Source organism: Phyllobacterium sp. YR531, from assembly GCF_000282595.1.
Lineage (GTDB): Bacteria > Pseudomonadota > Alphaproteobacteria > Rhizobiales > Rhizobiaceae > Phyllobacterium.
Genome location: NZ_AKIZ01000003.1, coordinates 166,135 through 188,086, shown reverse-complemented (window position 1 = coordinate 188,086; position 21,952 = coordinate 166,135). Strand labels below are relative to the sequence as shown.

The following is a 21,952-nucleotide window of genomic DNA, read 5'->3' as shown; positions in this document are numbered from 1 at the left end:
CCTTCAAATCAGCAATTGCCCTAGCTCTTTCCGACTCCCAATAAATTAGGAACAATTTGTTGGGGATTGTCGACGACTCCCCGCCGCCGCTAGGTGTGTGTTGCTTGGGGTAAGTTACTGATTCGGAAGGTGGGGTTGTGATTGTAGTCGTCGACGAACGAAGTCTGGTGACGAGTGGGTATTCTGCGTGGTTCGCCCGTGAGGGCATAACAACAACAGGTTTTTCTCCGAACGATTTTGGCGAGTGGGTCGCCACCGTTCAGGAGAATGACATTATGGCAGTGGAAGCATTTCTCATAGGGGAATGCGCAAATCGCAGCCAGTTTCCACATAAAATTCGAGAGCGTTGCTCCGCTCCCGTGATCGCTGTCAATGACACTCAATCGCTGGAGAACACGCTGGAACTTTTCCAGGCTGGGGTCGACGATGTGGTGCGCAAACCGATGCATGTCCGTGAGATATTGGCACGCATCAATGCCATCCGCAGACGCTACGGCAATGGCAGCAGTGGTACCCAGATCGGCCCGATTCGGATTTTTTCCGATGGGCGCGATCCGCAGGTAAACGGGATCGATTTCTCGTTGCCCCGCCGCGAACGCCGCATCCTGGAATATCTGATTGCCAATCGCGGCAGGCGGTTGAACAAGGCCCAGATATTCAACGCGATCTATGGAATCTTCGACAGCGAAGTCGAAGAAAGTGTTGTCGAAAGCCATATCAGCAAGCTTCGCAAGAAACTGCGCGAGCAGCTTGGATATGATCCAATCGATTCCAAACGCTTCCTTGGCTATTGCATAAATCTCGACTGATGGATCGGCGGGCACCGCCGTCCTGACCAAATCGAAATTGTTTAGCTTCTCTCAGTGATTCCCGACGTCAGCTTCGCGCAAGTATCGAAGCATAACGATTCTGGACTGAATCGCGCTTTAGGAGACGGAAATGAGCCTTTACGGAATGATGCGAACCGGCGTGTCGGGTATGAACGGCCAGGCCAATCGCCTGTCGACGGTATCCGAAAATATCGCCAACTCGAGCACGACCGGCTACAAGCGGGCGAGCACAGAGTTTTCGTCGCTTGTTCTTCCAAGTTCCGGCGGCTCTTACAATTCCGGTGGTGTAGAGACTTCGGTTCGTCACCACATTTCTGACGACGGCCCGCTACGGTTCACGACTTCATCGACGGATCTCGCCCTGAAGGGCAGGGGGTTCTTTATCGTCAGCAATGCCAACGGTACTCCCTATCTCACTCGCGCCGGTTCTTTTGTTCCGGATGCCGCTGGAAATCTCGTCAATACCGCGGGTTTTTATCTGATGGGTTATCCGATCACGAACGGGAATGTGAATCCGGTCGCCAATGGTTATCAGGGTCTGGAGAAGATCAATCTTTCACAGAATGATCTGATTGCCGATCCAAGCCGCAAGGGCATCTTCACTGCCAACCTGCCGGCGGGAGCAGAGATTATTCCGGCTGCAGACCGTCCGCCTGCAAATACAACAGCTACGGCAAAGTTCACCGCCAAGTCATCGGTTCAGACCTATGACAATCTCGGCAATGTCGTGGTGCTGGATATCTACTACACGAAGACGGCTGACAATAAATGGGAAGCCGCAGTTTATAACAAAGCCAATGCTTCGGCGTCGGGTGGTTTCCCTTACACGCCGCCGACTCCGCTGACGACAGAGACTTTCGATTTTGATGCTGTCACCGGAAAGCTGGTCTCTGCGGATAAATCCATTTCAGTTGCCGTTCCAAACGGCCAGCAGCTGGAAATCGACTTTTCCGGCACGAAACAATTGGCCGGTGACTATAATCCGATTCAGGTGAAAATTGACGGTAACTCCCCAAGCCCGATTGAAGATGTAACGATCGGAGCCGACGGCATTGTCGTAGCCAATTACAAGAATGGCACAACCCGCCCGATCTATCAGATCGCACTGGCTGATGTGCCGAGCCCCGACAACCTCCAGGTCTTGTCGGGAAATGTGTTTTCGACGAGTGCCGACTCCGGTGAGGTCCAGGTTGGTTTTGCCGGCAAGGGAAGCTTTGGCAGCATCACCGCTGAAGCCCTCGAAGAATCCAACGCTGATATTGCGCAGGATCTGACCGAGATGATTGAGGCACAGAGAAACTACACAGCAAATTCGAAAGTCTTCCAGACCGGTGCCGATTTGATGGACGTACTGGTGAACCTGAAACGATAGTTGAACTTATAATGGGAATTGGACAAAGGGCATGTCACTAACCTCGGCGCTCCTTACTGCTCAGAGTGCTCTCAATACCGTGTCGAAGCAGACCTCGGTGGTATCCCGCAATATTGCAGGTGCCACAGATCCGAACTTCTCGCGGCGCATCGGTTCCGTGGTTAGCGGAGCCGGAGGCTTGACTTATCTGTCGGTGAAACGCTCCGCGGATGAAGCCCTTCTTTCCAAATTCGTTGAAGCCAACAGCTTTCTGGGGGCATCAGATACGTTGAAGGGCGGCCTTGACCGCCTTTCAGGCATTTACTCCGCCAGTAATGCTTCAGACTCACCCCGCGCCCTTCTTGGTGATCTGCGCGATTCATTGCAGCTCTATGCTTCGCAGCCGGGCAATACGTCAGTCGGTGAATCCACGGTTTCAAAGGCGGTTTCTCTTGCCAATGCGTTGAACCGCGGAACGCAGGAAACCCAGAAGCTGCGGCAGGACGCGGATAATGATATTGCGGACTCCGTCAACAACATCAACACGCTTCTGGCAAAGTTCGAAGCGGCCAACAATCGCATTGTCAGCGGCACACGTGCCGGTGCCGATGTGGCGGATGATCTTGACGAGCGCGATGGATTGCTGAAGCAGATTTCCAGCGAGATCGGCATCACGACATTAAAGCGCGATGACAATGATATGGTCATCTTTGCCGAGAATGGCGTGACCCTGTTCGAAAAATCAGCCCGCTCGGTGACTTTCACCCCAACAAGCGCTTTCAGTGCTGGTACGACTGGCAATGAGGTCTATGTAGATGGCGTACCGCTATCGCACGGAACCTTTGACCAGCCCTTTGGGACGGGGCGACTGAGCGGCCTGCTGCAATTGCGTGATCAGACAGCACCGGCCTATCAGAAGCAACTGGACGAAGTTGCCCGCAGCCTTGTCAGCATGTTTGCGGAACAAGGGACGGGAGTTCCAACGGTTCCCGGCCTGTTTACATATTCCGGCGCACCCGCCATGCCCACAGACGCCACGATCCTCCCGGGGATTGCCGGATCACTGAAAGTATCATCGGCCTTTATCCTGTCGGAGGGAGGCAATCCTTCACGGCTGCGCGACGGTGGCCCGGCGGGTACGCCCTATATGCAGAACCCGGACGGGTCTGCTGGTTATTCGGACCGCTTGCAGAGCTTGATAGGAGCCATTGGCGCTCCCCGGACTTTTGATCCGGAGGCGGCGGCCGGTAACAATAAGAGCCTGCTGGACTTCGCAGCTGCTTCAATCAGCTCGCTTGAAGAAAAGCGTAAGTCGGTAACCGACACCAATGATTACAACAAAATCCTGTCGTCCAGAGCGAGTGATGCGATTTCCAACGTAAGCGGCGTCAACATTGATACGGAAATGCAATCATTACTGGACCTTGAACACTCCTATCAGGCTTCGGCCCGCATTCTGTCTACCGTAGACGCGATGTTCCAAGAACTCTTCCAGGCGGCATCATAAACATGAAAACACAATCAGTTTCGTCGTACGTGCTAGCAAACGCCACCCGGAGCATCATCTCCAAGGCGCAAGCGGATCTGGTCAAGGCGCAGCAGGAGGCCACGACAGGTTTTGTTTTCGACACGGGTCTTGCGCTGGGTAGCCGCACCGGACAATCCCTGTCCTTGCGCAAGGAACATGACCGGCTTTCCGTGCTGACGGATTCGAACAAGCTGCTGGCTGAACGCATGACAACATCGCAGAATGCGCTGAGCAATGCCGTCAAAGGCTCGCAAGATTTTTTGGGAACGATTATTGCCATGCGTGGCAGCGGGCAAGGCCATGAGGTTGCGGCAAACGCTGCCAAAGGATTGCTTCAGACTGCGACCTCGCTGATTAATACGAGTTTCAATGGCGAGTATGTTTTTGCCGGTGTCAATACGGATGTGAAGCCGCTTGGTGATTATGACGCAGCAGGCAATCCGGCGCGTGCGGCGGTGCTGCAATCTTTCGCGGATCATTTCGGCTTTCCTGTCACTGATCCGCAGGTTTCGACGATTACGGCAAACGATATGAAAGCCTTTTTGGACGGACCGTTCGCCTCGGAATTTGATGCAGGCTCATGGTCTGATAACTGGTCTTCTGCTTCCGACACACTCATGAAAAGCCGCATCGCGCCGACGGAACTGGCAGAGACTTCGGTCAGTGCCAACAATGCCGGGTTCCGCAAAATGATGATGAGCTACACCATGGTAGCCGAGTTCGCCAATATTGGCCTGAATCAAAGTGCTTTCGATACGGTGATTACCAAGGCAATTGAGACGACGACGGCAGCCAATGCAGCTCTTCCGGGTGTGCAATCGGTGCTTGGAACCGCACAGGCCCGGACGAAAGACGCAACAGATCGTCTGGAAGTGCAATTGAAGGTGCTGAACAGCTCAGTAATCGGTCTTGAGGGCGTCGACCCCTATGAAGCCGCCAACAGGGTGGAAGCATTGCGCACGCAGATAGATGCGTCCTATGCCCTGACGGTGAAAATGCAAAGCCTGAGCTTGCTGAACTATCTGAAATAGACCTGAAGCTGCGCGATTTTTGTGCAGCAGAACCTTGAGAAGACAATGTACCAGGCTCGATACGACGATATCATTAATGACGGCGCTACAAGTGCCAAAGAGCGCGAGCGGTCATTGTTCGATCAATCCATCATGATGCTGGAGGCTGCACGTGATGAGGGCAGCTACTCGTTCAAGGGGATTGAAGCGGTCCAGTTCACGTCCCGTCTATGGATGATCATAATCGAAGATCTGGGTGATCCGGCGAACCAGTTACCGCAGGAGTTGCGCGCCTCCTTGATATCAATAGGTATCTTCATCCTGAAGGAACTGGAGTCGATCCGTCAGGAGAGGTCGGTCGATTATGACAGTATCATCGATATTACACGTACCATTCGCGACGGAATCTGAGTGTCATGAAAGTCTCCCTTCGTGCCGGTGAAAAGATATACGTGAATGGTGCCGTCTTGCGGGCTGACCGTAAAGTCTCACTCGAATTCATGAATGATGTCAGCTTCCTTCTGGAAGGCCATGTGCTTCAGGCCGACGAGACGACATCACCGCTCAGGCAACTCTATTTTGCCGCTCAGATCATGCTGATCAATCCATCGGCAAAGAGCGAAGCGGGACAAGCTTTCAAACGTATGCTGACAGCCTTGCTCGGGACATTCTCCAATCCGCAAATGTTGAAAGAGCTGAAGCTTATCGACGAGATCGTGTGTAACGACCGCATCTTCGAAGCGTTGAAAGCCATACGTTCGCTTTTTGCACTGGAAGCGCAAATCATGTCGGGTACAACCGACACCGATATCCCGGCACAAGCGGGCCAGATCAACAGGCCAGAGGTAACAATATGACCGGCATTCCTCCCGTTGCAGCAGACCAGAAAAGTCAGGCCAACAACACACCCAAACCTGTTGCCGGTGCCGACTATCAGACCTTCCTGAAATTACTTGTGGCCCAGATGAAAAATCAGGACCCGACGAAGCCAATGGATGCAACGCAGCAGGTGACACAGCTCGCGCAGTTCTCGAGCGTTGAGCAGGCTGTTCAAATGAACGCCAAGCTTGAACAGTTGCTCGCCAGTTCGTCCCTGTCGCAAGCTGACGGTATTATTGGCAGGACGGTGACAAGTCCTGACGGCAAGGTATCGGGCGTGGTCGAATCCGTACGCATTTATAGTGATGGTATGGTTGCCAAGCTCAAGGGTGGAGCTGAACTCATCATCACTCCGGGTATCGTTATCAGCTGATCATGAATGAGGCTGATGCACTCGATATTGTAAATCAGGCGATCTGGACCGTTATCGTCGCGGCGGGGCCTGCTGTTGCTGCGGCTATGCTGGCTGGTGTCGGCATTGCCCTGTTTCAGGCTCTGACGCAGATTCAGGAAGTCACACTGACTTTCGTTCCAAAAATACTGGTTATTCTGGCGGTACTTGCCCTGACCGCCCCCTTCGTCGGATCGCAGATCAATACGCTGACGTTGCTGACCTATTCGCGGATTGAAAAGGGTTTTTAACCCAGAACGAGCACGCGCGGGCTTCGCGTAAGCTTCGTGCCCTATTGTTGTTTCGACAATAGGAGAAGTCCGTGCAGCAGGCAGCAGTAAAACGACTGGGTGACAAGGGTTATCTGACCGGCAGTGATGTCGGCCTTGCGCTCGGCATTGTCATCATTCTGACGGTGCTGTTCCTGCCCGTTTCCCCGATGATTCTCGATATCGGGCTGGCTTTTTCCATAGCTTTGTCCGTGCTTATCCTCATGGTGTCGCTTTGGATTCAGCGACCGCTCGACTTTTCGGCCTTTCCCACCGTATTGCTGATTGCAACCATGATGCGTCTTTCGCTTAACATTGCAACAACGCGTGTCATTCTTACTCATGGTGACGAAGGCTATGCCGCTGCAGGGCAGGTGATCCACGGCTTTTCGCAGTTTGTCATGGGTGGAGACTTTGTTATCGGTCTCGTGGTCTTTGCGATCCTGATTATTGTCAACTTCCTCGTCATCACCAAGGGCGCTACACGTATTGCAGAAGTTGGTGCACGTTTCACACTTGATGCCATTCCCGGCAAGCAGATGGCCATCGATGCAGATCTTTCCTCCGGATTGATCGACGAGAAAGAAGCCCAACATCGCCGCCGCGAACTGGAAGAGGAAAGTGCCTTCTTCGGTTCAATGGATGGTGCTTCAAAGTTTGTCAGGGGCGATGCGATTGCCGGTTTGATCATCACCGCGGTCAATATTTTTGGCGGTATCATTATTGGTGTAACCCGCCACGGCATGGAAGTCAGCGAGGCGGCAGATGTGTTCACCAAGCTGTCGGTCGGTGATGGTCTGGTAACGCAGATTCCTGCTCTTATCGTTTCGCTGGCAGCTGGTCTTCTTGTGTCGAAAGGCGGCACCCGCGGATCGACTGATAAAGCCGTTTTCGGACAGCTGGGAGCCTATCCAAAAGCTCTTTTCATAGCTGCATTGCTGCTCTTCGTTCTCGGCGTATTGCCGGGACTGCCGGCATTTCCGTTTTTTGTGCTTGCTATAGGTTTGACCGCGATTGGCATTTCGGTGCCGCGCAAACTGGCAAAGGTTGCTGCCGCAGCGCAGGCTGAATTGGCAATCAAGCAGAAGACTGCCGAGGACGAAGATCGCAACTCGGTCAAAGCTTCACTTGAGACAGCTCAGATTGAGCTGTGCCTTGGCAAGCAGCTCTCTTCACGATTGATGTCATCGCAACTTGAACTGGCGCACCGCGTCAACAAAATGCGCAAGAAATTTGCGGTTGAGTACGGATTCGTCGTACCTGAGATCAAGGTCACGGACGATTTCCTGTTGCCGCCAAAAACCTATCGCATCAAAATTCATGGAACCGTGGTGGCTTCGCATGAGCTTCGTGTGGGCGAGATACTGGTTATTCCTGGAGATCGTCCGCCGCCCCATGTCCCGGGCGAAGAAGTGCGGGAACCAGCTTTCGGCATGAAGGCTTATTCTGTGCCGGAAACCTTTGCTGCAGAACTTAAGCGCGACAACTACATGACTGTCGATAATCTCTCGGTTCTGCTTACGCATCTCAGCGAGATCGTGCGCAATAATCTATCGCAGTTGCTATCCTACAAAGATATGAGGGCGCTGCTTGATCGGCTTGGTCCGGAATACAAGAAGCTGCTCGACGATATTTGTCCTGCCAATCTTTCTTATTCCGGTTTGCAGGCCGTATTGAAACTTCTGCTTTCCGAGCGGGTCTCAATCCGCAACCTCAATCTCATTCTAGAAGCCATAGCTGAGGTAGCTCCGCATGTGCGGCGCTCTGAGATGATCGTTGAACATGTGCGCATGCGCATGGCCCAACAGATTTGCGGTGACTTGGCTGATAACAGTGTGCTTTCCGTGTTGCGCCTTGGCAATCGCTGGGATCTGGTTTTCCATCAAAGCCTCAAGCGTGATGCAAAGGGCGAGGTCACCGAGTTTGATATTGATCCACGTCTTTTGGAGCAATTCGGAACCGAGGCGACAACGGCAATCCGCAAGCATCTCGACGCTGGCGAGCGGTTTGTTCTGGTCGCTTCACCAGAAGCCCGACCCTATATCCGGATGATTATCGAGCGCCTTTTCACAACGCTGTCAGTGCTATCGCACGTAGAAATAGCGCGAGGTGTCGAAGTCCGTTCTCTTGGAACCATTTCGTGAGATCGCTTTGAATGCTTCCGCTTGGTGATACGGCGCTTGCAGGATTTCTGGTATTTGCGCGGGTGGGTGCCTGTCTGCTTATCATGCCGGGAATTTCCAGCCCGCGAATTCCTCTGCAGGTCCGGCTTTTTCTGGCGCTGGCTTGCTCACTGATGGTCGTGCCTCTTGTGCTTGCCCAAGTGGCGCCAGCTGCCAAAGCAGCGCCGCTGATGCTCATGCGGATCATAGTTGTGGAGATTATTGTCGGTGGGCTGATAGGCGTGCTCGCTCGCATGTATTTTTGGGCCCTCCAATTCATGGCCAATACGATCGCGATGACTGTCGGTTATTCGGGTGCTCCAGCCGGATCGATTGAAGGAGAGGAGCCGCAGGCTGCAATAGCAAGCTTTGTGACACTGACGGCTCTGTGCCTGTTCTTCATCACGGATTTGCACCTTGAGGTGTTTCGCGCGCTCCTGTCTTCATACTCGGCTATTCCGGTAGATGGTATTTTCCAACCCGGCACGGCAATGGTCAATTTGACGGACACTCTCTCAAAGGCCTTTATGAGCACCATACGCATAGCTGCACCATTCATTGTGTTTGCAGTTGTCGTAAATATCGCTGTCGGGTTGATCAACAAGCTGACGCCTGCCATTCCGGTGTACTTTATCTCCATGCCCTTTGTTTTGGCTGGTGGATTGATGCTGCTTTATTTTGCCATGCCGGACTTGTTGAGGTTGTTCACAAGCGAAGCCGGCTCTTATCTGAGGTCGTTTTGATGGCCGGTACTCGCGCATCTTATCGGGGCTTAATCCGATTGCAGGGGTTGAAGAAAGCCAAGGCCGAAATGAGGATTGCGACAATCAATGCCGACGTGCTTGCAATAGCGCAGGAAGATGAAGCTCTGTTCAAGATGCAGAATGACCGCTTTGAATCCGGCGTCAATATTGTCTCTTCCGATATCATCATAAAGCGCCTTGAAGCCAACCGGATAAAAGCCTTGGGCTTGACCGGACAATTGGCAATTGAGCGGCAGGAACTTCTGAAGAACTCCAGAACGCTTGATGTTCTGAACGATAGACTACGTGCCTATGAGAATGAACGGCAACGACAGGAACTAGCTATGGAGATTGATGAACATATCAGCCAGTTGCTTGGCAAAGTCGCAAGCTAGTTTGCAGGGCTCAAGCCTCAGTCAAGTTTGGGGAGCTAATGTCATAAACATGAAACAGTATGGGACTGTCTTTTATGGCTATTAATCCACCTTCAGATTTGGTGTTGGATGTGGCAATGGCTGCTGACCCGCAAGCAATGCGGGCATCGGCTGAAAGATTGCGGACCATGACGGCGGATCGCGCATCAGCACAGATCCCGCTATCGTCTGAGAACTTTGCGCGTTTGCAGATGGGAGGGAGTGCCTCTGAAGATGCGCTGGCGAAGACGCCCGCTCCAAGCCCGGCGTTCAAGAAGTTCGAAGCCTTTATGCTTCAGTCTTTTGTGGAATCGATGTTCTCAGGTGAGAATCAAGCAGTTTATGGCGAAGGTATCGCGGGCGGCTATTGGAAATCGATGATGTCGGAGGCCATCGCCAACCAAATGGCCAATGCAGGCGGCATTGGCGTTGCTCGCATGCTGGAAGAGCAGAGCGCAAAACGAATTAAACCCGAAGCGGTTGAAACTCTCAACACCGCGCCGGACATTGATACCAAAGAGCAGGTTTCAAATGCAATATTGCACCAGATCGAACGGCAACTCATCCAAAAGCAGTTGAAATCAACAGAAGATCTCACAAAGACTCGTCAGAGTTGAGGCCGAAGATTGGAAGGAATGGATATGGAAATCGTCAACGACAACAAACAGCAGACCGGCCTTGATCCTGCGCTGGACCCGGTACTTTTCGCCATTCGCCGGCTTGAGGACGTTATTGAGCACGAGACGGGTCTCCTCATGGATGGTGGCGCTGTTGATTTGGCCGAAATCAATGCAAGCAAAAGCCGTGGGCTGCGTGATTTCAACAAGGCGCTTGGGAAGGCTGTGAAATCGGTCGACAATGCCGCACTCAAAGCCCTTCAACCAGTGCTCGATAATCTTCGTTTGAAGCTCGAGCGCAATTGCGAAGCATTGAAGCTGCATTTGCGTGCCGTCAGCGAACTGACGGGCATTATCCGCGATGCGCTGGAAACTCATGAAGCTGACGGTACCTATACGGCGCGCCAGATGCGGGATGGCATGGGCGCATGATACGCATTGCCATTATCGGACTGTGGATTTGCGTCGTTGCTCTTGGGTCGCTGTATTTTGCAGTAAAGCAGAATTCTGCGACAGCATCAGTGACATCCCAATCCACACAGGTGTTAGATGATGGCAAGACAGAAGTGTTCAGTATTCCTATTATCATTGACGGTGCAGTAGAGGGCTATGTCGTTACGCAGCTAATCTATACACTGGACAGTGCGGTAAAAGCTTCCGTCAAAGTACCGGTCGCTGCCTTTATAAATGATGAGATATTCCGGCAGTTCTACGGTCACTATTCTGATGTCAAAGATGTGCAGAAGGTGAAGTTTGACGACGTCAAGCAGGCAATCATTGATGGTGTAAACGCCCGGTTCCCCGCGCCGCTTGTCAAAGACCTGCTCGTCCAGCAGTTCAATTATATCTCATCAAAAGAGATTCGTGACCAGAATACCAAAGGTATCAGCCGCGGTTGATCATTGGAGTTTTCCGCTTTCAACCCAGTGAATAATACTTTCCGGACAGTGCATGAATTATCCTGTCGCTTAGCGGGGTGACGGTTGAATCCGGAGCAAATTGCACCCCAAGATCCAAATCCTTGCGCCAGATAACCCGCGTGATAAGCGCGCCACAATATTGATCGTCGAATAGCCAGAAACGCTCGGGTACATCGCATTGACCGATAAGTCGTATCCGGGCTCCGCCTTCGGCAAGGTCCTGAAAATGGCATTCCTTTAAAAATTGACCATCAAGGGTCACAAGTTTGCCCGAACGCAATCTTGTCCGCTTGCGTTCCTGTTCTCTTTGTTCGGATTGACCGGGCTTGGACGCTGACATCGACTTTCTCAAAAGTATCATGAAAGCCGAACCTCAAACCGCAGTATGCGATCCGGCAATTTGTCAGTGTTTACCCATAAACAATTGCAAATCCGTTAGGGGCAGGCGCTCTTTTTACTGTCAAATATGTTCACGCAGAAAATTCCGGATGAGCATGCCTATCTCAGAAGCGTGTGTTTCAAGGGCGAAATGCCCGGTATCAAGCAGATGAACCTGTGCACTAGGCAAATCACGCTTATAGGCTTCAGCGCCCGCTGGCAGAAAAGCGGGATCTTTCTTGCCCCATACGGCCAAGAGCGGCGGCTGATGCTTGCGGAAATAGGATTGGAATGCCGGATATAATTCGACATTGGAGCGGTAGTCCAAAATCAGGTCCAATTGAATTTCATCATTTCCTGAGCGGGCAAGATATGCGTTGTCCAGCGTGTAACCATCGGGCGAAACATTGATGGGATTAGTGCCGGTGAAGTATTGCCAGTCGCGGATAACCTCAGGTGAGAGCGACTCCCGGCAAGCCTCACGATTTTCCGGGGTTGGTTCGCGCCAGTATGTTTGCCATGGGCCCCATGCTTCGCTCAAGCCCTCAATATAGGCGTTACCGTTTTGGGTTATGATCGCTGAAACACGCTCCGGATGAGCAAGAGCCAGACGCAATCCCGTTGGAGCACCATAGTCAAAAATATAAAGTGCGTATTGCTCCAGCGCGAGGACCTCTGTGAACCGGCCAATTACATGAGCCAGATTATCGAAGGTATAAGCAAACTTGCCGCGTTCGGGTGCTTTGGTGTTACCAAACCCGGGAAGGTCTGGCGCGATGACCCGATAATGTTCCGCCAGTTCAGGAATAAGATCACGGAACATGTGGCTGGAAGTTGGGAATCCGTGCAGGAGCAACAGGGTCGGCGCATCGGCAGACCCGGCTTCCCGATAGAAAACTTCAACATCATCCACTGTGGCAGTTTTGTATTTTACATGCATGACGACTTCCTTTGGGAGGTAAGAAAGTCTTTATAAAAACTACCGAACGGTAGTTTGTAAAATCACGTATTGTTGATCGCCGGATAGCCGAATTATTCACCGCCCTTTCGCATGTCATTGGAAAAGAAATCGACGACCGCTCGAACGCTCGGAAGCTGCCCTCGGCGATGGGGCATGAGCAATGTCGTGGTTACCATGCCCGCTGACCAATCCGGTAAAACACGAATGAGCTCGCCATGTTTAATTGCACTCTCGCAGATGGAGGAAGGTAGGCAGGTAAGTCCCATATCGGCGATGGCTGCCTTGATGAGGGTTATGGATTCATTGGCAAGCATTCTGCGGATAGGCTTTGTTTTCACTTCCGCACCGCTATCAGAAACAAGATGCCAGATTTCCGCACCAGAAGCACTGAGAAGTCCGTAGTGGCTGCTCACATCCTGCGGCGATACAGGCTGGCCATGGGCTGAAAGATAGCCGGGCGAAGCAACGACAAATATCGGTTCTGTCATCAATTGCTTTTGGACGAGATCCGAATCCGGAAGTGGTGCGAAATGACTTCGGATTGCCAGATCATAGCCTTCCTGCACAAGGTCGACAAACCGGTCGCTGGCGTACATTTCCAGATTTATCTTTGGGTATTTGCGGGCGAGTACGGGTAGGCAATCGGCCAGATAGAATTGTGTAGTTGGAATGGAGGCAGTTATGCGGACCGTGCCACTCGGCTCTGCCAGCCGACTGCGAACGATGTTTTCGGCGGCCTCTGCTTCGATTAAAGCACCACGTGCATGATTGAAGAAATCCCGTCCCGCATCGGATAGTGAAAAGCTGCGTGAGGTGCGGTGGATGAGACGTGCGCCGAGCTGGGCTTCAAGCTCTCCTATACGCTTGCTGATGGTGGATTTGGGGATACCAAGGCGGCGGGCACCTTCCGAAAAGCTGCCTGCCTCAACCGCTTGAACGAAAAGAAAAAGGTCATTGAGATTGATCACGGGTTCGCCTCAGAGTCTACAAGTATGGACGATAAGTTGCAGAATAGCCATCTACCGTCAGATCGTCCACATGTAATAACTAATGGATGTAGAGGCGAGAGTGCCTTGGGTAAAAACGAGGAACTATTATGACACAGATACTTTTTTACGGTGTGCCAGAGGGCTGCTCATTTGGGTCCATTGTTGCGTTGGAGTGGTCAAAGCAATCTTACCAGCTTTCACGTATCGCAATGCCGGAAACGGTTACCAGCCAAGCTTACCGGCAGATCAATCCTATTGCAGAGACGCCAACCTTGTTGACCGCGGAAGGAGAATTCATCAGCGAAAGCATGGCAATTCTCAACCATATCGGCGCGGGCGCGATCGAGCAGGGTATTGCCTTTAAACAAGGAACAAAGGATTTCGATCGCCTCAATCAGATGCTGGCATTCTTGAATACCACATTCTTCAACGCTTACTCGCCGCTTTGGTACGCGTTGGAGCATGCAAGTGCAGGCGATGAATCTGAAACCCTGATTGCTTATGGCAAGACCAAGGTCAGCAAAGCCCACGAAGATTTGGAGCTCTTGCTGGGTGACAAGCAATGGCTGTTAGGTGACAGGCCGACATTGGCAGATGCCTACTTCATGGGAATCGCGCGCTGGAGTAATTTCCACAAGACTGCCAGTTATGCCGATTATACAGGCTTGAAAAAGCTCTATGAAAGACTGGAAGCTGATCCTGCTGTAAAGTTTGCCCATGCAATCGAGCACGAGGAATCTGCACAATCGCGAGGCGGGTTTGCCGGACATGTGGAGTTTAAGAATGCCTTACAACAAATAGCCAAGGCTGCCGCTTGATTGCTCAGTTGTCATTCTCAAAAGTGGAACTCATGGCTGCCTGTTGATATTCTTGCTTGCAAACTCCTTGGTCAGCCAGTCAATGAACACCCGCACCCGGCGCGAGAGCTGCCGGTTGCGGGGATAGAGCAAAGATACAGGCGTGGGTGAGGGCGGGAAATCCTGCAGAACCTGGATCAGGGAACGCGTCGCAAGGCCTGTCTCGACGTGATAGCGGGGTACTTGAATCAGTCCGAAACCGAGCTGTGCGCTGGCCACAAAACTCTCCGCAGCATTTACTGAAACATCTGCAGGCAGAGTGATATTGCGAATGATGCCATTAACAGTGAATTCAAGTGGAAGAATTCCTCCGGTTACGGTCGAATGGAAACCTACCATACGATGACCATCCAAATGCTCAGGATGAAGCGGCATACCGTATTTCGCGATGTAGCCCGGTGAGGCCAAGGTGATTTCTTCGAGCATTCCAACGCGCCTGCCTATCATGTCGCTGTCGGAGAGTTCGCCGACGCGCAATACGCAGTCCACGCCCTCACGAACAAGATCAATCAACCGGTCTCCTTCGCTCATGTGAAACTGCAATTGAGGATAGGCGGCGAGAAAAGCGGGAAGATCCGGTAGCAGAAAATGCCGTGCCAGAGTGCCATGCACATCAACGCGTAGTAGGCCTTTGGGTACTACACCGGCGAAGGCTCCCTCCGCATCTTCTATATCGGCCAAAATTGTCAGACAGCGCTGATAATAGGCTTGGCCGTCCAAAGTCGGGCTGACCTGCCGCGTGGTGCGGTTCAGCAGTCCAACTCCCAGTCTGGTTTCCAGTCGCTGAACTGCGTTCGTAACCGTTGACCTTGGCAAGCCGACATCCTCAGCGGCCAAGGTAAAGCTGCGGCGTTCAACAACGCGGGTAAAAACCCGCATGGCATTCAAAGTGTCCATTATTCGAAAATCCAAAACAGTGATGCCAATTCTTGCATGATTATCCGAAAAGAAAAATAGGGCATGCTCACTTCATCAATGGCGCATTGCGCAAAATGATGGAGAAAAGCATGACACAGAACGAAAAAAGAGTAGCGATTGTAACAGGCGCTTCGCGCGGCATTGGCGCAGCAATTGCGGAGAGGCTAGCCAGCGAAGGCTTTATCATCGTTATCAATTACTCCGGCGATACAGCACCTGCAGAGGCGCTGGCCAAAAAGATCGAAGCTGAAGGTGGCAAAGCTCTTACTGCCAAAGCGGATGTAAGTGATGCGAACGCCGTATCCCGTATGTTCGACGCTGCGGAAACGGCGTTCGGCGGTGTTGATATTCTGGTCAACAATGCAGGTATCCTGAAAACCATTCCGTTGGCTGACACTTCGGACGAGGAATTTGATCGGCACTTTGCCATTAATGCAAAGGGCACCTTCAACACGCTGCGTGAGGCTGCAAAGCGCTTGAGGAATGACGGGAGAATCGTGAATTTCTCCAGCACCACTTTGGCGCTCAACATGCCAGGATACGCGATTTATAACGGCACAAAGGCAGCCGTTGAGGCATTTACACACGTGTTCGCCAAAGAACTGCGTGGCCGTAATATCACGGTGAATGCAGTGGCACCGGGTCCGGTTGAGACGGAACTCTTTCTGCAAGGCAAAAGCAATGAACAGGTGGCCCAGTTTGCGAAAATGCCACCACTCGAGCGCCTCGGCCAGCCGGACGATATAGCGAATGTAGTATCGTTTCTTGTTGGGTCCGATGCTGGCTGGGTTAACGGCCAGATACTGCGTGCCAATGGCGGCATCGCGTGACCAACATCAACGCCACCACGAGAGTATCAAGATCATGAACAGACAAGTCATTGTAATCACTGGGGCATCCAGTGGATTTGGAGCGCTTACGGCTCGGGCACTCGCCAGGAAAAGCCACATCGTTTACGCCGGAATACGTGACACCCAAGGCCGGAACGCCCCGGCATCAGCTGATACCAATGCGTTCGCTAGAGAACATGGGGTCGACCTGTTTCCGGTTGAGTTGGATGTAGCAAATGAAGCCTCGGTCAAAACAGGAATAGCGAGCATCATCGCTGATCGAGGGCGAATTGATGTTGTCATTCACAATGCCGGTCACATGTCATTTGGTCCAGCCGAAGCCTTCACGCCGGAACAATTCGCTGAGCTTTTCGATATAAATGTTCTCTCCACGCAGCGGGTCAACCGGGCTGCACTTCCTCACATGCGCAAACAAGGAAAGGGACTTGTGGTATGGGTCTCTTCGTCGAGCACGAGGGGTGGTACGCCTCCATATCTTTCGCCGTATTTTGCGGCCAAGGCAGCCATGGATTCCCTTGCAGTGTCATACGCTGCAGAGCTTGCGAGATGGGGTATAGAGACTGCAATTATCGTACCCGGAGCATTCACAAAAGGCACCAATCATTTTGCCCATTCCGGCGCACCCGCAGACAGGGAGCGTGCTGCCGAGTACGACAACGGTCCTTACAAAGGGGTGCCGGAGCAAGCTCTGCAGGGATTGGCCGCGCTTGAACCGGCGGATGCCGATGCAAGTGCAGTTGCTATGGCCATTGTCGATGTTGTGGCAATGCCTTTTGGCAGCCGTCCATTCCGGACTCATATAGATCCTTCTCAGGATGGAGCTGAAATAGTCAACGGAGTTGCCGATAGGGTGCGCGCCGAAATGTTCCGGCGGATCGGCCTGGAAGATCTACTTAGACCGGCGAGTGCCAGTCGATGACCTTTCAGAGGCTTCGGTAGTGTTATGCAAATGACAGGCCAGTGCGGGCTGGCCTGTTTCTTGAGCTGTGAGGGACTAGTTCATTTACTCTAGTGGAATGTTACCGGATTGGGACTAAAAGCATTTCGGTCAAACTCGGGGAGTCATATTGTTGAAAAAACAGGTTATTCTAGCTTTTCTTTTTGTCGTTGCAGGTGTTTCAGCAGGTCATGCTCAGAGCTGCGAGGGTAACTTCAAGGTGACAGGAGTACCGTTGATTACAGCGATGACATACAAGACCTCCTATGATTTTCCAAAGGTCAAGGCAGATCAGGTTTTGAAAGCATTGGCACAGGCTGTGGCCGCGGAAGGCTTCCTGGGAATACAGGTAAATAAGTCTCTTGGCGCAATTGACGCCTATCAGGAGACGACAGGTTCCGGCCGGGAACAGACCTTGAGGATCGTTGCTCGCAAGAAAGGCACTGGCACACGCGTTGATGCCATGTTCAATATTCAGCAGGGACAGGTCACATCTGAAAAGGTCGTACGTAAAGGCCTTTGCGATATCGTGATGTCCGCTACCGACTGATTTAATCTGCTGACATCAAGAGCAAGAATCGGATTGAATTTTCTGTCTGGGTGCACGATTCTCTAGACAGAACGTAATCCGAGGGTTGCCTCATGAGCGAGATAATACATCACTATACTATCTTCGAAACCGCAGGCGGGTTCTGCGGCATCGCGTGGAACAGCATTGGCATAAGCCGGTTCCAGCTGCCAACAAAGACTACAGAGGCAACAGAACGCGTTTTGCGTCGCCGTTTACCTGACGCGTTACCCGGTACACCGACACCGGATGTTGCAAAAACGATTGCTGCGGTGAAGCGCTATTTTGATGGAGAAGAAATGGATTTCTCCGATGTCGCTATCGATATCGGTATTCAGGAACCATTCTTCACAAAGATTTATGCAGCAGCGAGGCAACTCGGCTGGGGCCATACGACAACCTATGGAACAATAGCAAAAGAGCTTGGCGCTGGCCCAGAAGCTGCCAGAGACGTAGGGCAGGCCATGGCCAAAAATCCTGTGCCTTTGATTATTCCCTGTCACAGGGTACTGGCGGCCGGAGGCAAGATAGGTGGATTTTCAGCTCCAGGTGGTTCTGTTGCCAAAGCGCATATGCTTGAACTGGAGGGTGTCGAGCTTAACCCTGTTCCACCGGCGCAGCAGTCATTTGGTTTCTGAATTGATTGCGGTCAGGCTGGCGAGGCGCGATTTGAGGAAACGCAGTTCTGCAGGTTGGCGTGTCATGGATATTGCACGCTGGTAAGAATCTGTAGCCGCCTCGGTCATCCCAAGCTGCCGCTCCATATCAGCGCGAGCCGCATAGGCCAGCGGATATGTCTTGAGGCTACCTTGCTGAATAACCGCTTCAATTGCAGCAAGTCCAACGGCAGCACCATCACGCTTTGATAGTGCTGCCGCACGGTTCAAAGACACGACTGGTGATGGGTCGACACGCAGCAGCACATCATATAGCGCTACGATTTGTGACCAATCCGTATCTCCTGCCGACCGGGCATTGGCATGAATGGTGGCGATGGCCGCTTGCAGAACATAGGGACCGACATTGCGCGAAGCAAAAGCTTGGTTCACCAAGGCCCCGGCTTCATCGATCAGGGTTTGGTTCCATAAGGACCTATCCTGATCCTCAAGCAGTATAATATCTCCCGCCTGATCTGTGCGGGTATGGTGCCGGGCTTCATGCAAAAGCATGAGAGCGAGCAAGCCTAAAGCCTCGGGCTCGGGTAAGAGGCCCGTTATGAGACGCCCAAGACGAATCGCTTCTGCACATAGATCGGCGCGTGTCAGCGCAGGCCCTTCTGTTGCGGCATAACCTTCATTGAAAATGAGGTAAATCACACGCAGGACGCTTTCGAGGCGCTCTGGAAGCTGGGTGCGGTCCGGTACCTCATAAGGGATGCCATCATCACGTATTTTCGTCTTGGCTCGCACAATACGCTGGGCGATCGTCGGTGCGGGTGCAAGATAAGCCCGCGCAATTTCCTCTGTGGTTAGTCCGGCAACCTCGCGTAAGGTCAGCGCAATACGCGCATCTGGACCGAGTGCCGGATGGCAACATGTGAAGATCAGCCGCAACTCATCATCATTGATGTCTTCCGGAATTGCAGGCTCGTACAACTCATCCGCCAGCGCGGTAAGCTCGGGTAATGCGGCAGCAAGCCGAGCCTGCTTGCGCCAGCGATCAATAGCTTTGAACCGGCCGGTGGAGACAAGCCACGCATAGGGATTTTGGGGGACACCATCGTGCGCCCAACGTTCCGCGGCGGCGGTGAAGGCCTCTTGCAAAGCCTCCTCCGCCACTTCAAACCCACCCAAAAGGCGGATCAATGTTGCAAGGACGCGGCGCTTCTCAGAACGATAGATTGCCTCGAAGGCCGCATCGGTATCAGATCGGCTCACAGCTCTGGCGGTGGCGTGCTGAAGTCGACAACGGGCCGGACTTCGATCGAACCGATTTTAGCCAACGGGTGCCCCGACGCGGCGCGCACAGCGTCATTCAGGTCGTGTGCTTCGATCAGGATAATGCCGCCGAGCATTTCCCTGGTTTCCATGAACGGGCCATCGACGGCGGACATTTTGCCATCCCGAACCTGCAAGGTCATGCCATTTTCGGGGAGTTCGAGCGCTTCGCCCATGACGAAGTGACCGCTTTCCTTCAGTTTATCGTCATAGTTGGCACACTCGGAAAGTACAGCATTGGCTTCAGGGCTTCCGCCGAAGAGCGTCTTGGCATTGTAGTAGATGAGACAGGCGTAACGCATAATCTGGTTTCCTTCAGTTAGCTTGTTGAACACCCATAATCGTTTGGCGAAGGTCCGATTCGACATTGCTACACATTATTTTTTGAGCCAAAATAAGAAAAGCATGTTTGGCTGTTTTACCAAACACGCTATTTCTTGAAGCATCGAGCTCAACTACGCCAATTTGACAAGGCCAAGAGTAGCGACTTTCGCGCTAGCCCCTATGAAGGTCGTTTTTGTTTTCTGGGATCGTATCGCTGTGCAAACAGGTGCAGTCTGTTTTTCATAGGAGCGGGTAATAAGCTTCGTAAAAGTGGGTAACTGATAGCCAAATAAGATCGAAGCCGAGGATTAAACTGCGTTACAGCGTGCCATCCAATTCTCAATCTGTTCAAGCCAACCCAGGCTGTGTTCTTTCGAACGGCCTCGTCAATCCGGTAATACAGCAGTTCTGTCGGCAGGTTGTGAAAGATCAAGCCATAACGTGCGGATCGAATCCATAGCTCATAATCCTCCTGACGGGAGGAAACAGTGGTTTTGTAGGAGCCGACGCGAATTATCGCCGATTTCCTGAACATTATTGAAGGGTGTATAAGCGGACATGCCCATATATTGGAAAGTACGTCCTGGTGCTGTTCCGGAACCTGCCGTATGTCCTTCTTAGTTCCATATTCATCGATATTTCGAGCAAACGAGCCTAGAATATCCACCTCTTCGTGTGTAACCAAGAATTCTATTTGTTCCTTGAATCGTGAAGGTGCAGAGATATCGTCAGAATCCATCCGCGCTATGATTTCATTAGAGCATTTCAGCAGGCCCTGATTAAGAGCAACCGCAAGTCCTAAGTTGATTGGAAATGCGATGATCTTAATTTGCGAAGCAAGTTTTATTTTCCAGTGTGTTATTATTTCTTCTAAAGACTCGCTTAGCGGTCCATCTCTCACAAGAACAATCTCATCCGGTTGCAGACTTTGCTCGTCCCATATACTCGTGAGGGATTTGGAGAGATACTCAGGTTTTTCGCCGCCATAAACGGCCATCAGTACCGAAAATTTCATACGATAAACCTTGCTGAAATATATTTTTTATAATTATTATGACTAGTGGATTATAGTGCTTAGTCTTGTGGGTTTGTTATTATTTCCAATGTATTTTTAATTATATAGTTGAAGTTGAACTTAGATGATGACGGATAAAGCAGATCATCGCTGTTTTTTGAAAGTGCTATGGATTTTCGCTCTGCTCCATTGCGATAATGTTCTTTTTCTATAGATGGATCGCTGTGCTGCAAACTAGTGCGATTTCCAAGTTTTAGATGCAAAAGACAGCCTGCAAACTGATGTGCTTCTCTGCGCTGAGGGGCAAACTCGTGCGATGATGCTGTAAAATATCGGTCTGATTGATGTTGTATCAGTGGATATTTAGTTAAGTTTGACAGGGGGCCATTCATAGATAACCGCGTCCGAGGTCCTCCCAGAAGCGCGCGATACCCGTTCGGCAATATTCCGCCGGATTTATAAGTCTGTGTATCGTACCAAGCAGCCTCAATAACAGCATAAAGATCCGATATATCAACGACCGTTGCAATTGCCAGATCGCTGAAACCATAAAGGTCGATAAGGGGGGCGAAAAAGTAGGTTTGCTTACTGCCCTCCAAATCATTTATCAAATCAAAAATAGTCGCGTGAATACTGGTGTCGAAGTGAAATAATTCGTCTGCATCTACAAATAAAACCCACCTGCCTTTGGCGTGCTTATGCATAAGCCAGTTTGTCCAAAGAATGCCGTAACAAGCGCGTTTATAGCTTTGAGAAGTTTCATAAAGCGTGACATCTGATTGCTGCTCTAGGAAAGCCTTGGTTCCATCCGTGGAGCCATTATCTACTATATAGAATTCGTTGATTCCGAGTGACCGATAGAAAGTGAGGCTTGCTCGTATCCGTATTATTTCGTTGCGAACAGTCATTATTACAATGACTGGCTTACGTTCCGCTACAGTTCGGTGGCTACGCACAAGGGTTAATGTTGAAGTTCGACTTTCGCGGACAATTTGATGATATCTGATACGTCTTTTCACAACTCGAGCAGACTCTCTTGCCAATCGCACTGCTGAGATCAGCAACGGCATTCTCCGAAGTGCATCGTAGGCCATCGTTCGAATT

The 21,952-nt window shown here is 51.7% G+C and carries 27 protein-coding genes; 19 read left to right on the top strand and 8 right to left on the bottom strand.

Annotation, left to right across the window (positions count from 1 at the left end; all coding sequences use genetic code 11):
* The first annotated feature begins 137 nt into the window (after window positions 1–137).
* From PMI41_RS02130 to PMI41_RS02065, 14 genes are all read left to right on the top strand, one after another.
* The gene (locus PMI41_RS02130) at window positions 138–809 is read left to right on the top strand and encodes a response regulator transcription factor (protein WP_008121284.1); all 672 of its coding nucleotides are present in this window, start codon (window positions 138–140) and stop codon (window positions 807–809) included.
* A gap of 130 nt (window positions 810–939) precedes the next feature.
* Entirely contained in the window at window positions 940–2,202 is a 1,263-nt protein-coding gene (locus PMI41_RS02125) for a flagellar hook protein FlgE (protein ID WP_008121283.1), read from the top strand.
* A 31-nt stretch (window positions 2,203–2,233) separates the two neighbouring features.
* Window positions 2,234–3,688: a flagellar hook-associated protein FlgK gene (flgK, locus tag PMI41_RS02120; RefSeq protein ID WP_008121281.1), complete on the top strand. Its 1,455-nt coding sequence runs from the start codon at window positions 2,234–2,236 to the stop codon at window positions 3,686–3,688.
* Between the two features lie 2 nt (window positions 3,689–3,690).
* On the top strand, window positions 3,691–4,740 hold the full coding sequence (locus PMI41_RS02115; RefSeq protein ID WP_008121279.1) for a flagellar hook-associated family protein: 1,050 nt from the start codon (window positions 3,691–3,693) through the stop codon (window positions 4,738–4,740).
* Between the two features lie 45 nt (window positions 4,741–4,785).
* Window positions 4,786–5,130, top strand: coding sequence for a flagellar biosynthesis regulator FlaF (flaF, locus tag PMI41_RS02110; protein WP_008121275.1), 345 nt, complete (start codon window positions 4,786–4,788; stop codon window positions 5,128–5,130).
* Window positions 5,131–5,135: 5 nt separating this feature from the next.
* Window positions 5,136–5,576 (top strand): flagellar biosynthesis repressor FlbT, encoded by a 441-nt coding sequence (flbT, locus tag PMI41_RS02105; protein WP_008121273.1) that lies wholly within the window; start codon window positions 5,136–5,138, stop codon window positions 5,574–5,576.
* A complete protein-coding gene (gene flgD, locus PMI41_RS02100; RefSeq protein ID WP_008121272.1) occupies window positions 5,573–5,971 on the top strand; it encodes a flagellar hook assembly protein FlgD in 399 nt (132 codons plus the stop codon). The genes flbT and flgD overlap by 4 nt, the downstream gene beginning before the upstream one ends.
* Before the next feature lie 2 nt (window positions 5,972–5,973).
* Window positions 5,974–6,240 (top strand): flagellar biosynthetic protein FliQ, encoded by a 267-nt coding sequence (locus PMI41_RS02095; protein ID WP_008121270.1) that lies wholly within the window; start codon window positions 5,974–5,976, stop codon window positions 6,238–6,240.
* 71 nt (window positions 6,241–6,311) lie between these two features.
* On the top strand, window positions 6,312–8,402 hold the full coding sequence (flhA, locus tag PMI41_RS02090; RefSeq protein ID WP_008121269.1) for a flagellar biosynthesis protein FlhA: 2,091 nt from the start codon (window positions 6,312–6,314) through the stop codon (window positions 8,400–8,402).
* An 11-nt stretch (window positions 8,403–8,413) separates the two neighbouring features.
* Window positions 8,414–9,163, top strand: coding sequence for a flagellar biosynthetic protein FliR (gene fliR, locus PMI41_RS02085; RefSeq protein ID WP_008121268.1), 750 nt, complete (start codon window positions 8,414–8,416; stop codon window positions 9,161–9,163).
* Window positions 9,163–9,558: a hypothetical protein gene (locus PMI41_RS02080; protein ID WP_008121266.1), complete on the top strand. Its 396-nt coding sequence runs from the start codon at window positions 9,163–9,165 to the stop codon at window positions 9,556–9,558. The genes fliR and PMI41_RS02080 overlap by 1 nt, the downstream gene beginning before the upstream one ends.
* 74 nt (window positions 9,559–9,632) lie before the next feature.
* A complete protein-coding gene (locus PMI41_RS02075) occupies window positions 9,633–10,193 on the top strand; it encodes a rod-binding protein (protein ID WP_008121263.1) in 561 nt (186 codons plus the stop codon).
* Window positions 10,194–10,217: 24 nt separating this feature from the next.
* Complete coding sequence (locus tag PMI41_RS02070) at window positions 10,218–10,625, top strand: hypothetical protein (RefSeq protein ID WP_008121261.1); 408 nt, start codon at window positions 10,218–10,220, stop codon at window positions 10,623–10,625.
* Window positions 10,622–11,092, top strand: a complete 471-nt coding sequence (locus PMI41_RS02065) for a hypothetical protein (protein ID WP_008121259.1) — start codon at window positions 10,622–10,624, stop codon at window positions 11,090–11,092. Before PMI41_RS02070 ends, PMI41_RS02065 begins: the two co-directional genes overlap by 4 nt.
* 19 nt (window positions 11,093–11,111) lie before the next feature.
* Here PMI41_RS02065 and PMI41_RS02060 read toward each other — a convergent pair whose 3' ends face one another.
* From PMI41_RS02060 to PMI41_RS02050, 3 genes are all read right to left on the bottom strand, one after another.
* The gene (locus PMI41_RS02060; protein WP_040853451.1) at window positions 11,112–11,453 is read right to left on the bottom strand and encodes a PilZ domain-containing protein; all 342 of its coding nucleotides are present in this window, start codon (window positions 11,451–11,453) and stop codon (window positions 11,112–11,114) included.
* Window positions 11,454–11,573: 120 nt separating this feature from the next.
* On the bottom strand, window positions 11,574–12,431 hold the full coding sequence (locus PMI41_RS02055) for an alpha/beta hydrolase (protein ID WP_008121255.1): 858 nt from the start codon (window positions 12,429–12,431) through the stop codon (window positions 11,574–11,576).
* A 92-nt stretch (window positions 12,432–12,523) separates the two neighbouring features.
* Window positions 12,524–13,420 carry a LysR substrate-binding domain-containing protein gene (locus PMI41_RS02050; RefSeq protein ID WP_008121252.1) on the bottom strand — a complete coding sequence of 299 codons (897 nt, stop codon included), beginning with the start codon at window positions 13,418–13,420 and terminating at the stop codon, window positions 12,524–12,526.
* Window positions 13,421–13,548: 128 nt separating this feature from the next.
* Here PMI41_RS02050 and PMI41_RS02045 point away from each other — a divergent pair, with 128 nt between their 5' ends.
* Window positions 13,549–14,259, top strand: coding sequence for a glutathione S-transferase family protein (locus PMI41_RS02045; protein ID WP_008121250.1), 711 nt, complete (start codon window positions 13,549–13,551; stop codon window positions 14,257–14,259).
* A gap of 30 nt (window positions 14,260–14,289) precedes the next feature.
* On the opposite strand, the gene PMI41_RS02040 is transcribed toward PMI41_RS02045, so the two are convergent.
* Entirely contained in the window at window positions 14,290–15,195 is a 906-nt protein-coding gene (locus PMI41_RS02040; RefSeq protein WP_008121248.1) for a LysR family transcriptional regulator, read from the bottom strand.
* 110 nt (window positions 15,196–15,305) lie between these two features.
* On the opposite strand from PMI41_RS02040, the gene PMI41_RS02035 reads away from it, so the two are divergent.
* From PMI41_RS02035 to PMI41_RS02020, 4 genes are all read left to right on the top strand, one after another.
* Entirely contained in the window at window positions 15,306–16,046 is a 741-nt protein-coding gene (locus tag PMI41_RS02035; protein ID WP_008121245.1) for an SDR family oxidoreductase, read from the top strand.
* A 34-nt stretch (window positions 16,047–16,080) separates the two neighbouring features.
* A complete protein-coding gene (locus PMI41_RS02030) occupies window positions 16,081–16,986 on the top strand; it encodes an SDR family oxidoreductase (protein WP_008121243.1) in 906 nt (301 codons plus the stop codon).
* 151 nt (window positions 16,987–17,137) lie between these two features.
* Window positions 17,138–17,554 (top strand): hypothetical protein, encoded by a 417-nt coding sequence (locus tag PMI41_RS02025; RefSeq protein WP_040853450.1) that lies wholly within the window; start codon window positions 17,138–17,140, stop codon window positions 17,552–17,554.
* 92 nt (window positions 17,555–17,646) lie between these two features.
* Complete coding sequence (locus tag PMI41_RS02020) at window positions 17,647–18,210, top strand: methylated-DNA--[protein]-cysteine S-methyltransferase (RefSeq protein ID WP_008121239.1); 564 nt, start codon at window positions 17,647–17,649, stop codon at window positions 18,208–18,210.
* On the opposite strand, the gene PMI41_RS02015 is transcribed toward PMI41_RS02020, so the two are convergent.
* From PMI41_RS02015 to PMI41_RS02000, 4 genes are all read right to left on the bottom strand, one after another.
* Complete coding sequence (locus PMI41_RS02015; RefSeq protein WP_008121237.1) at window positions 18,196–19,449, bottom strand: RNA polymerase sigma factor; 1,254 nt, start codon at window positions 19,447–19,449, stop codon at window positions 18,196–18,198. The genes PMI41_RS02020 and PMI41_RS02015 overlap by 15 nt on opposite strands.
* On the bottom strand, window positions 19,446–19,811 hold the full coding sequence (locus PMI41_RS02010) for a YciI family protein (protein WP_008121235.1): 366 nt from the start codon (window positions 19,809–19,811) through the stop codon (window positions 19,446–19,448). Before PMI41_RS02010 ends, PMI41_RS02015 begins: the two co-directional genes overlap by 4 nt.
* A 200-nt stretch (window positions 19,812–20,011) precedes the next feature.
* The gene (locus PMI41_RS02005) at window positions 20,012–20,848 is read right to left on the bottom strand and encodes a glycosyltransferase (RefSeq protein WP_008121232.1); all 837 of its coding nucleotides are present in this window, start codon (window positions 20,846–20,848) and stop codon (window positions 20,012–20,014) included.
* Between the two features lie 59 nt (window positions 20,849–20,907).
* Complete coding sequence (locus PMI41_RS02000; RefSeq protein ID WP_157179272.1) at window positions 20,908–21,942, bottom strand: glycosyltransferase family 2 protein; 1,035 nt, start codon at window positions 21,940–21,942, stop codon at window positions 20,908–20,910.
* Between the last annotated feature and the right edge of the window lie 10 nt (window positions 21,943–21,952).

What these genes read in the sequence shown, in the direction of transcription:
- PMI41_RS02125 (WP_008121283.1), top strand. Translation starts at nt 940, where the DNA reads ATGAGCCTTTACGGAATGATGCGAACCGGCGTGTCGGGTATGAACGGC.
- flgK (WP_008121281.1), top strand. Translation starts at nt 2,234, where the DNA reads ATGTCACTAACCTCGGCGCTCCTTACTGCTCAGAGTGCTCTCAATACC.
- PMI41_RS02115 (WP_008121279.1), top strand. Translation starts at nt 3,691, where the DNA reads ATGAAAACACAATCAGTTTCGTCGTACGTGCTAGCAAACGCCACCCGG.
- flaF (WP_008121275.1), top strand. Translation starts at nt 4,786, where the DNA reads ATGTACCAGGCTCGATACGACGATATCATTAATGACGGCGCTACAAGT.
- flbT (WP_008121273.1), top strand. Translation starts at nt 5,136, where the DNA reads ATGAAAGTCTCCCTTCGTGCCGGTGAAAAGATATACGTGAATGGTGCC.
- flgD (WP_008121272.1), top strand. Translation starts at nt 5,573, where the DNA reads ATGACCGGCATTCCTCCCGTTGCAGCAGACCAGAAAAGTCAGGCCAAC.
- PMI41_RS02095 (WP_008121270.1), top strand. Translation starts at nt 5,974, where the DNA reads ATGAATGAGGCTGATGCACTCGATATTGTAAATCAGGCGATCTGGACC.
- fliR (WP_008121268.1), top strand. Translation starts at nt 8,414, where the DNA reads ATGCTTCCGCTTGGTGATACGGCGCTTGCAGGATTTCTGGTATTTGCG.
- PMI41_RS02080 (WP_008121266.1), top strand. Translation starts at nt 9,163, where the DNA reads ATGGCCGGTACTCGCGCATCTTATCGGGGCTTAATCCGATTGCAGGGG.
- PMI41_RS02075 (WP_008121263.1), top strand. Translation starts at nt 9,633, where the DNA reads ATGGCTATTAATCCACCTTCAGATTTGGTGTTGGATGTGGCAATGGCT.
- PMI41_RS02070 (WP_008121261.1), top strand. Translation starts at nt 10,218, where the DNA reads ATGGAAATCGTCAACGACAACAAACAGCAGACCGGCCTTGATCCTGCG.
- PMI41_RS02065 (WP_008121259.1), top strand. Translation starts at nt 10,622, where the DNA reads ATGATACGCATTGCCATTATCGGACTGTGGATTTGCGTCGTTGCTCTT.
- PMI41_RS02060 (WP_040853451.1), bottom strand. Translation starts at nt 11,453, where the DNA reads ATGTCAGCGTCCAAGCCCGGTCAATCCGAACAAAGAGAACAGGAACGC.
- PMI41_RS02055 (WP_008121255.1), bottom strand. Translation starts at nt 12,431, where the DNA reads ATGCATGTAAAATACAAAACTGCCACAGTGGATGATGTTGAAGTTTTC.
- PMI41_RS02045 (WP_008121250.1), top strand. Translation starts at nt 13,549, where the DNA reads ATGACACAGATACTTTTTTACGGTGTGCCAGAGGGCTGCTCATTTGGG.
- PMI41_RS02040 (WP_008121248.1), bottom strand. Translation starts at nt 15,195, where the DNA reads ATGGACACTTTGAATGCCATGCGGGTTTTTACCCGCGTTGTTGAACGC.
- PMI41_RS02035 (WP_008121245.1), top strand. Translation starts at nt 15,306, where the DNA reads ATGACACAGAACGAAAAAAGAGTAGCGATTGTAACAGGCGCTTCGCGC.
- PMI41_RS02030 (WP_008121243.1), top strand. Translation starts at nt 16,081, where the DNA reads ATGAACAGACAAGTCATTGTAATCACTGGGGCATCCAGTGGATTTGGA.
- PMI41_RS02020 (WP_008121239.1), top strand. Translation starts at nt 17,647, where the DNA reads ATGAGCGAGATAATACATCACTATACTATCTTCGAAACCGCAGGCGGG.
- PMI41_RS02010 (WP_008121235.1), bottom strand. Translation starts at nt 19,811, where the DNA reads ATGCGTTACGCCTGTCTCATCTACTACAATGCCAAGACGCTCTTCGGC.
- PMI41_RS02005 (WP_008121232.1), bottom strand. Translation starts at nt 20,848, where the DNA reads ATGAAATTTTCGGTACTGATGGCCGTTTATGGCGGCGAAAAACCTGAG.
- PMI41_RS02000 (WP_157179272.1), bottom strand. Translation starts at nt 21,942, where the DNA reads ATGGCCTACGATGCACTTCGGAGAATGCCGTTGCTGATCTCAGCAGTG.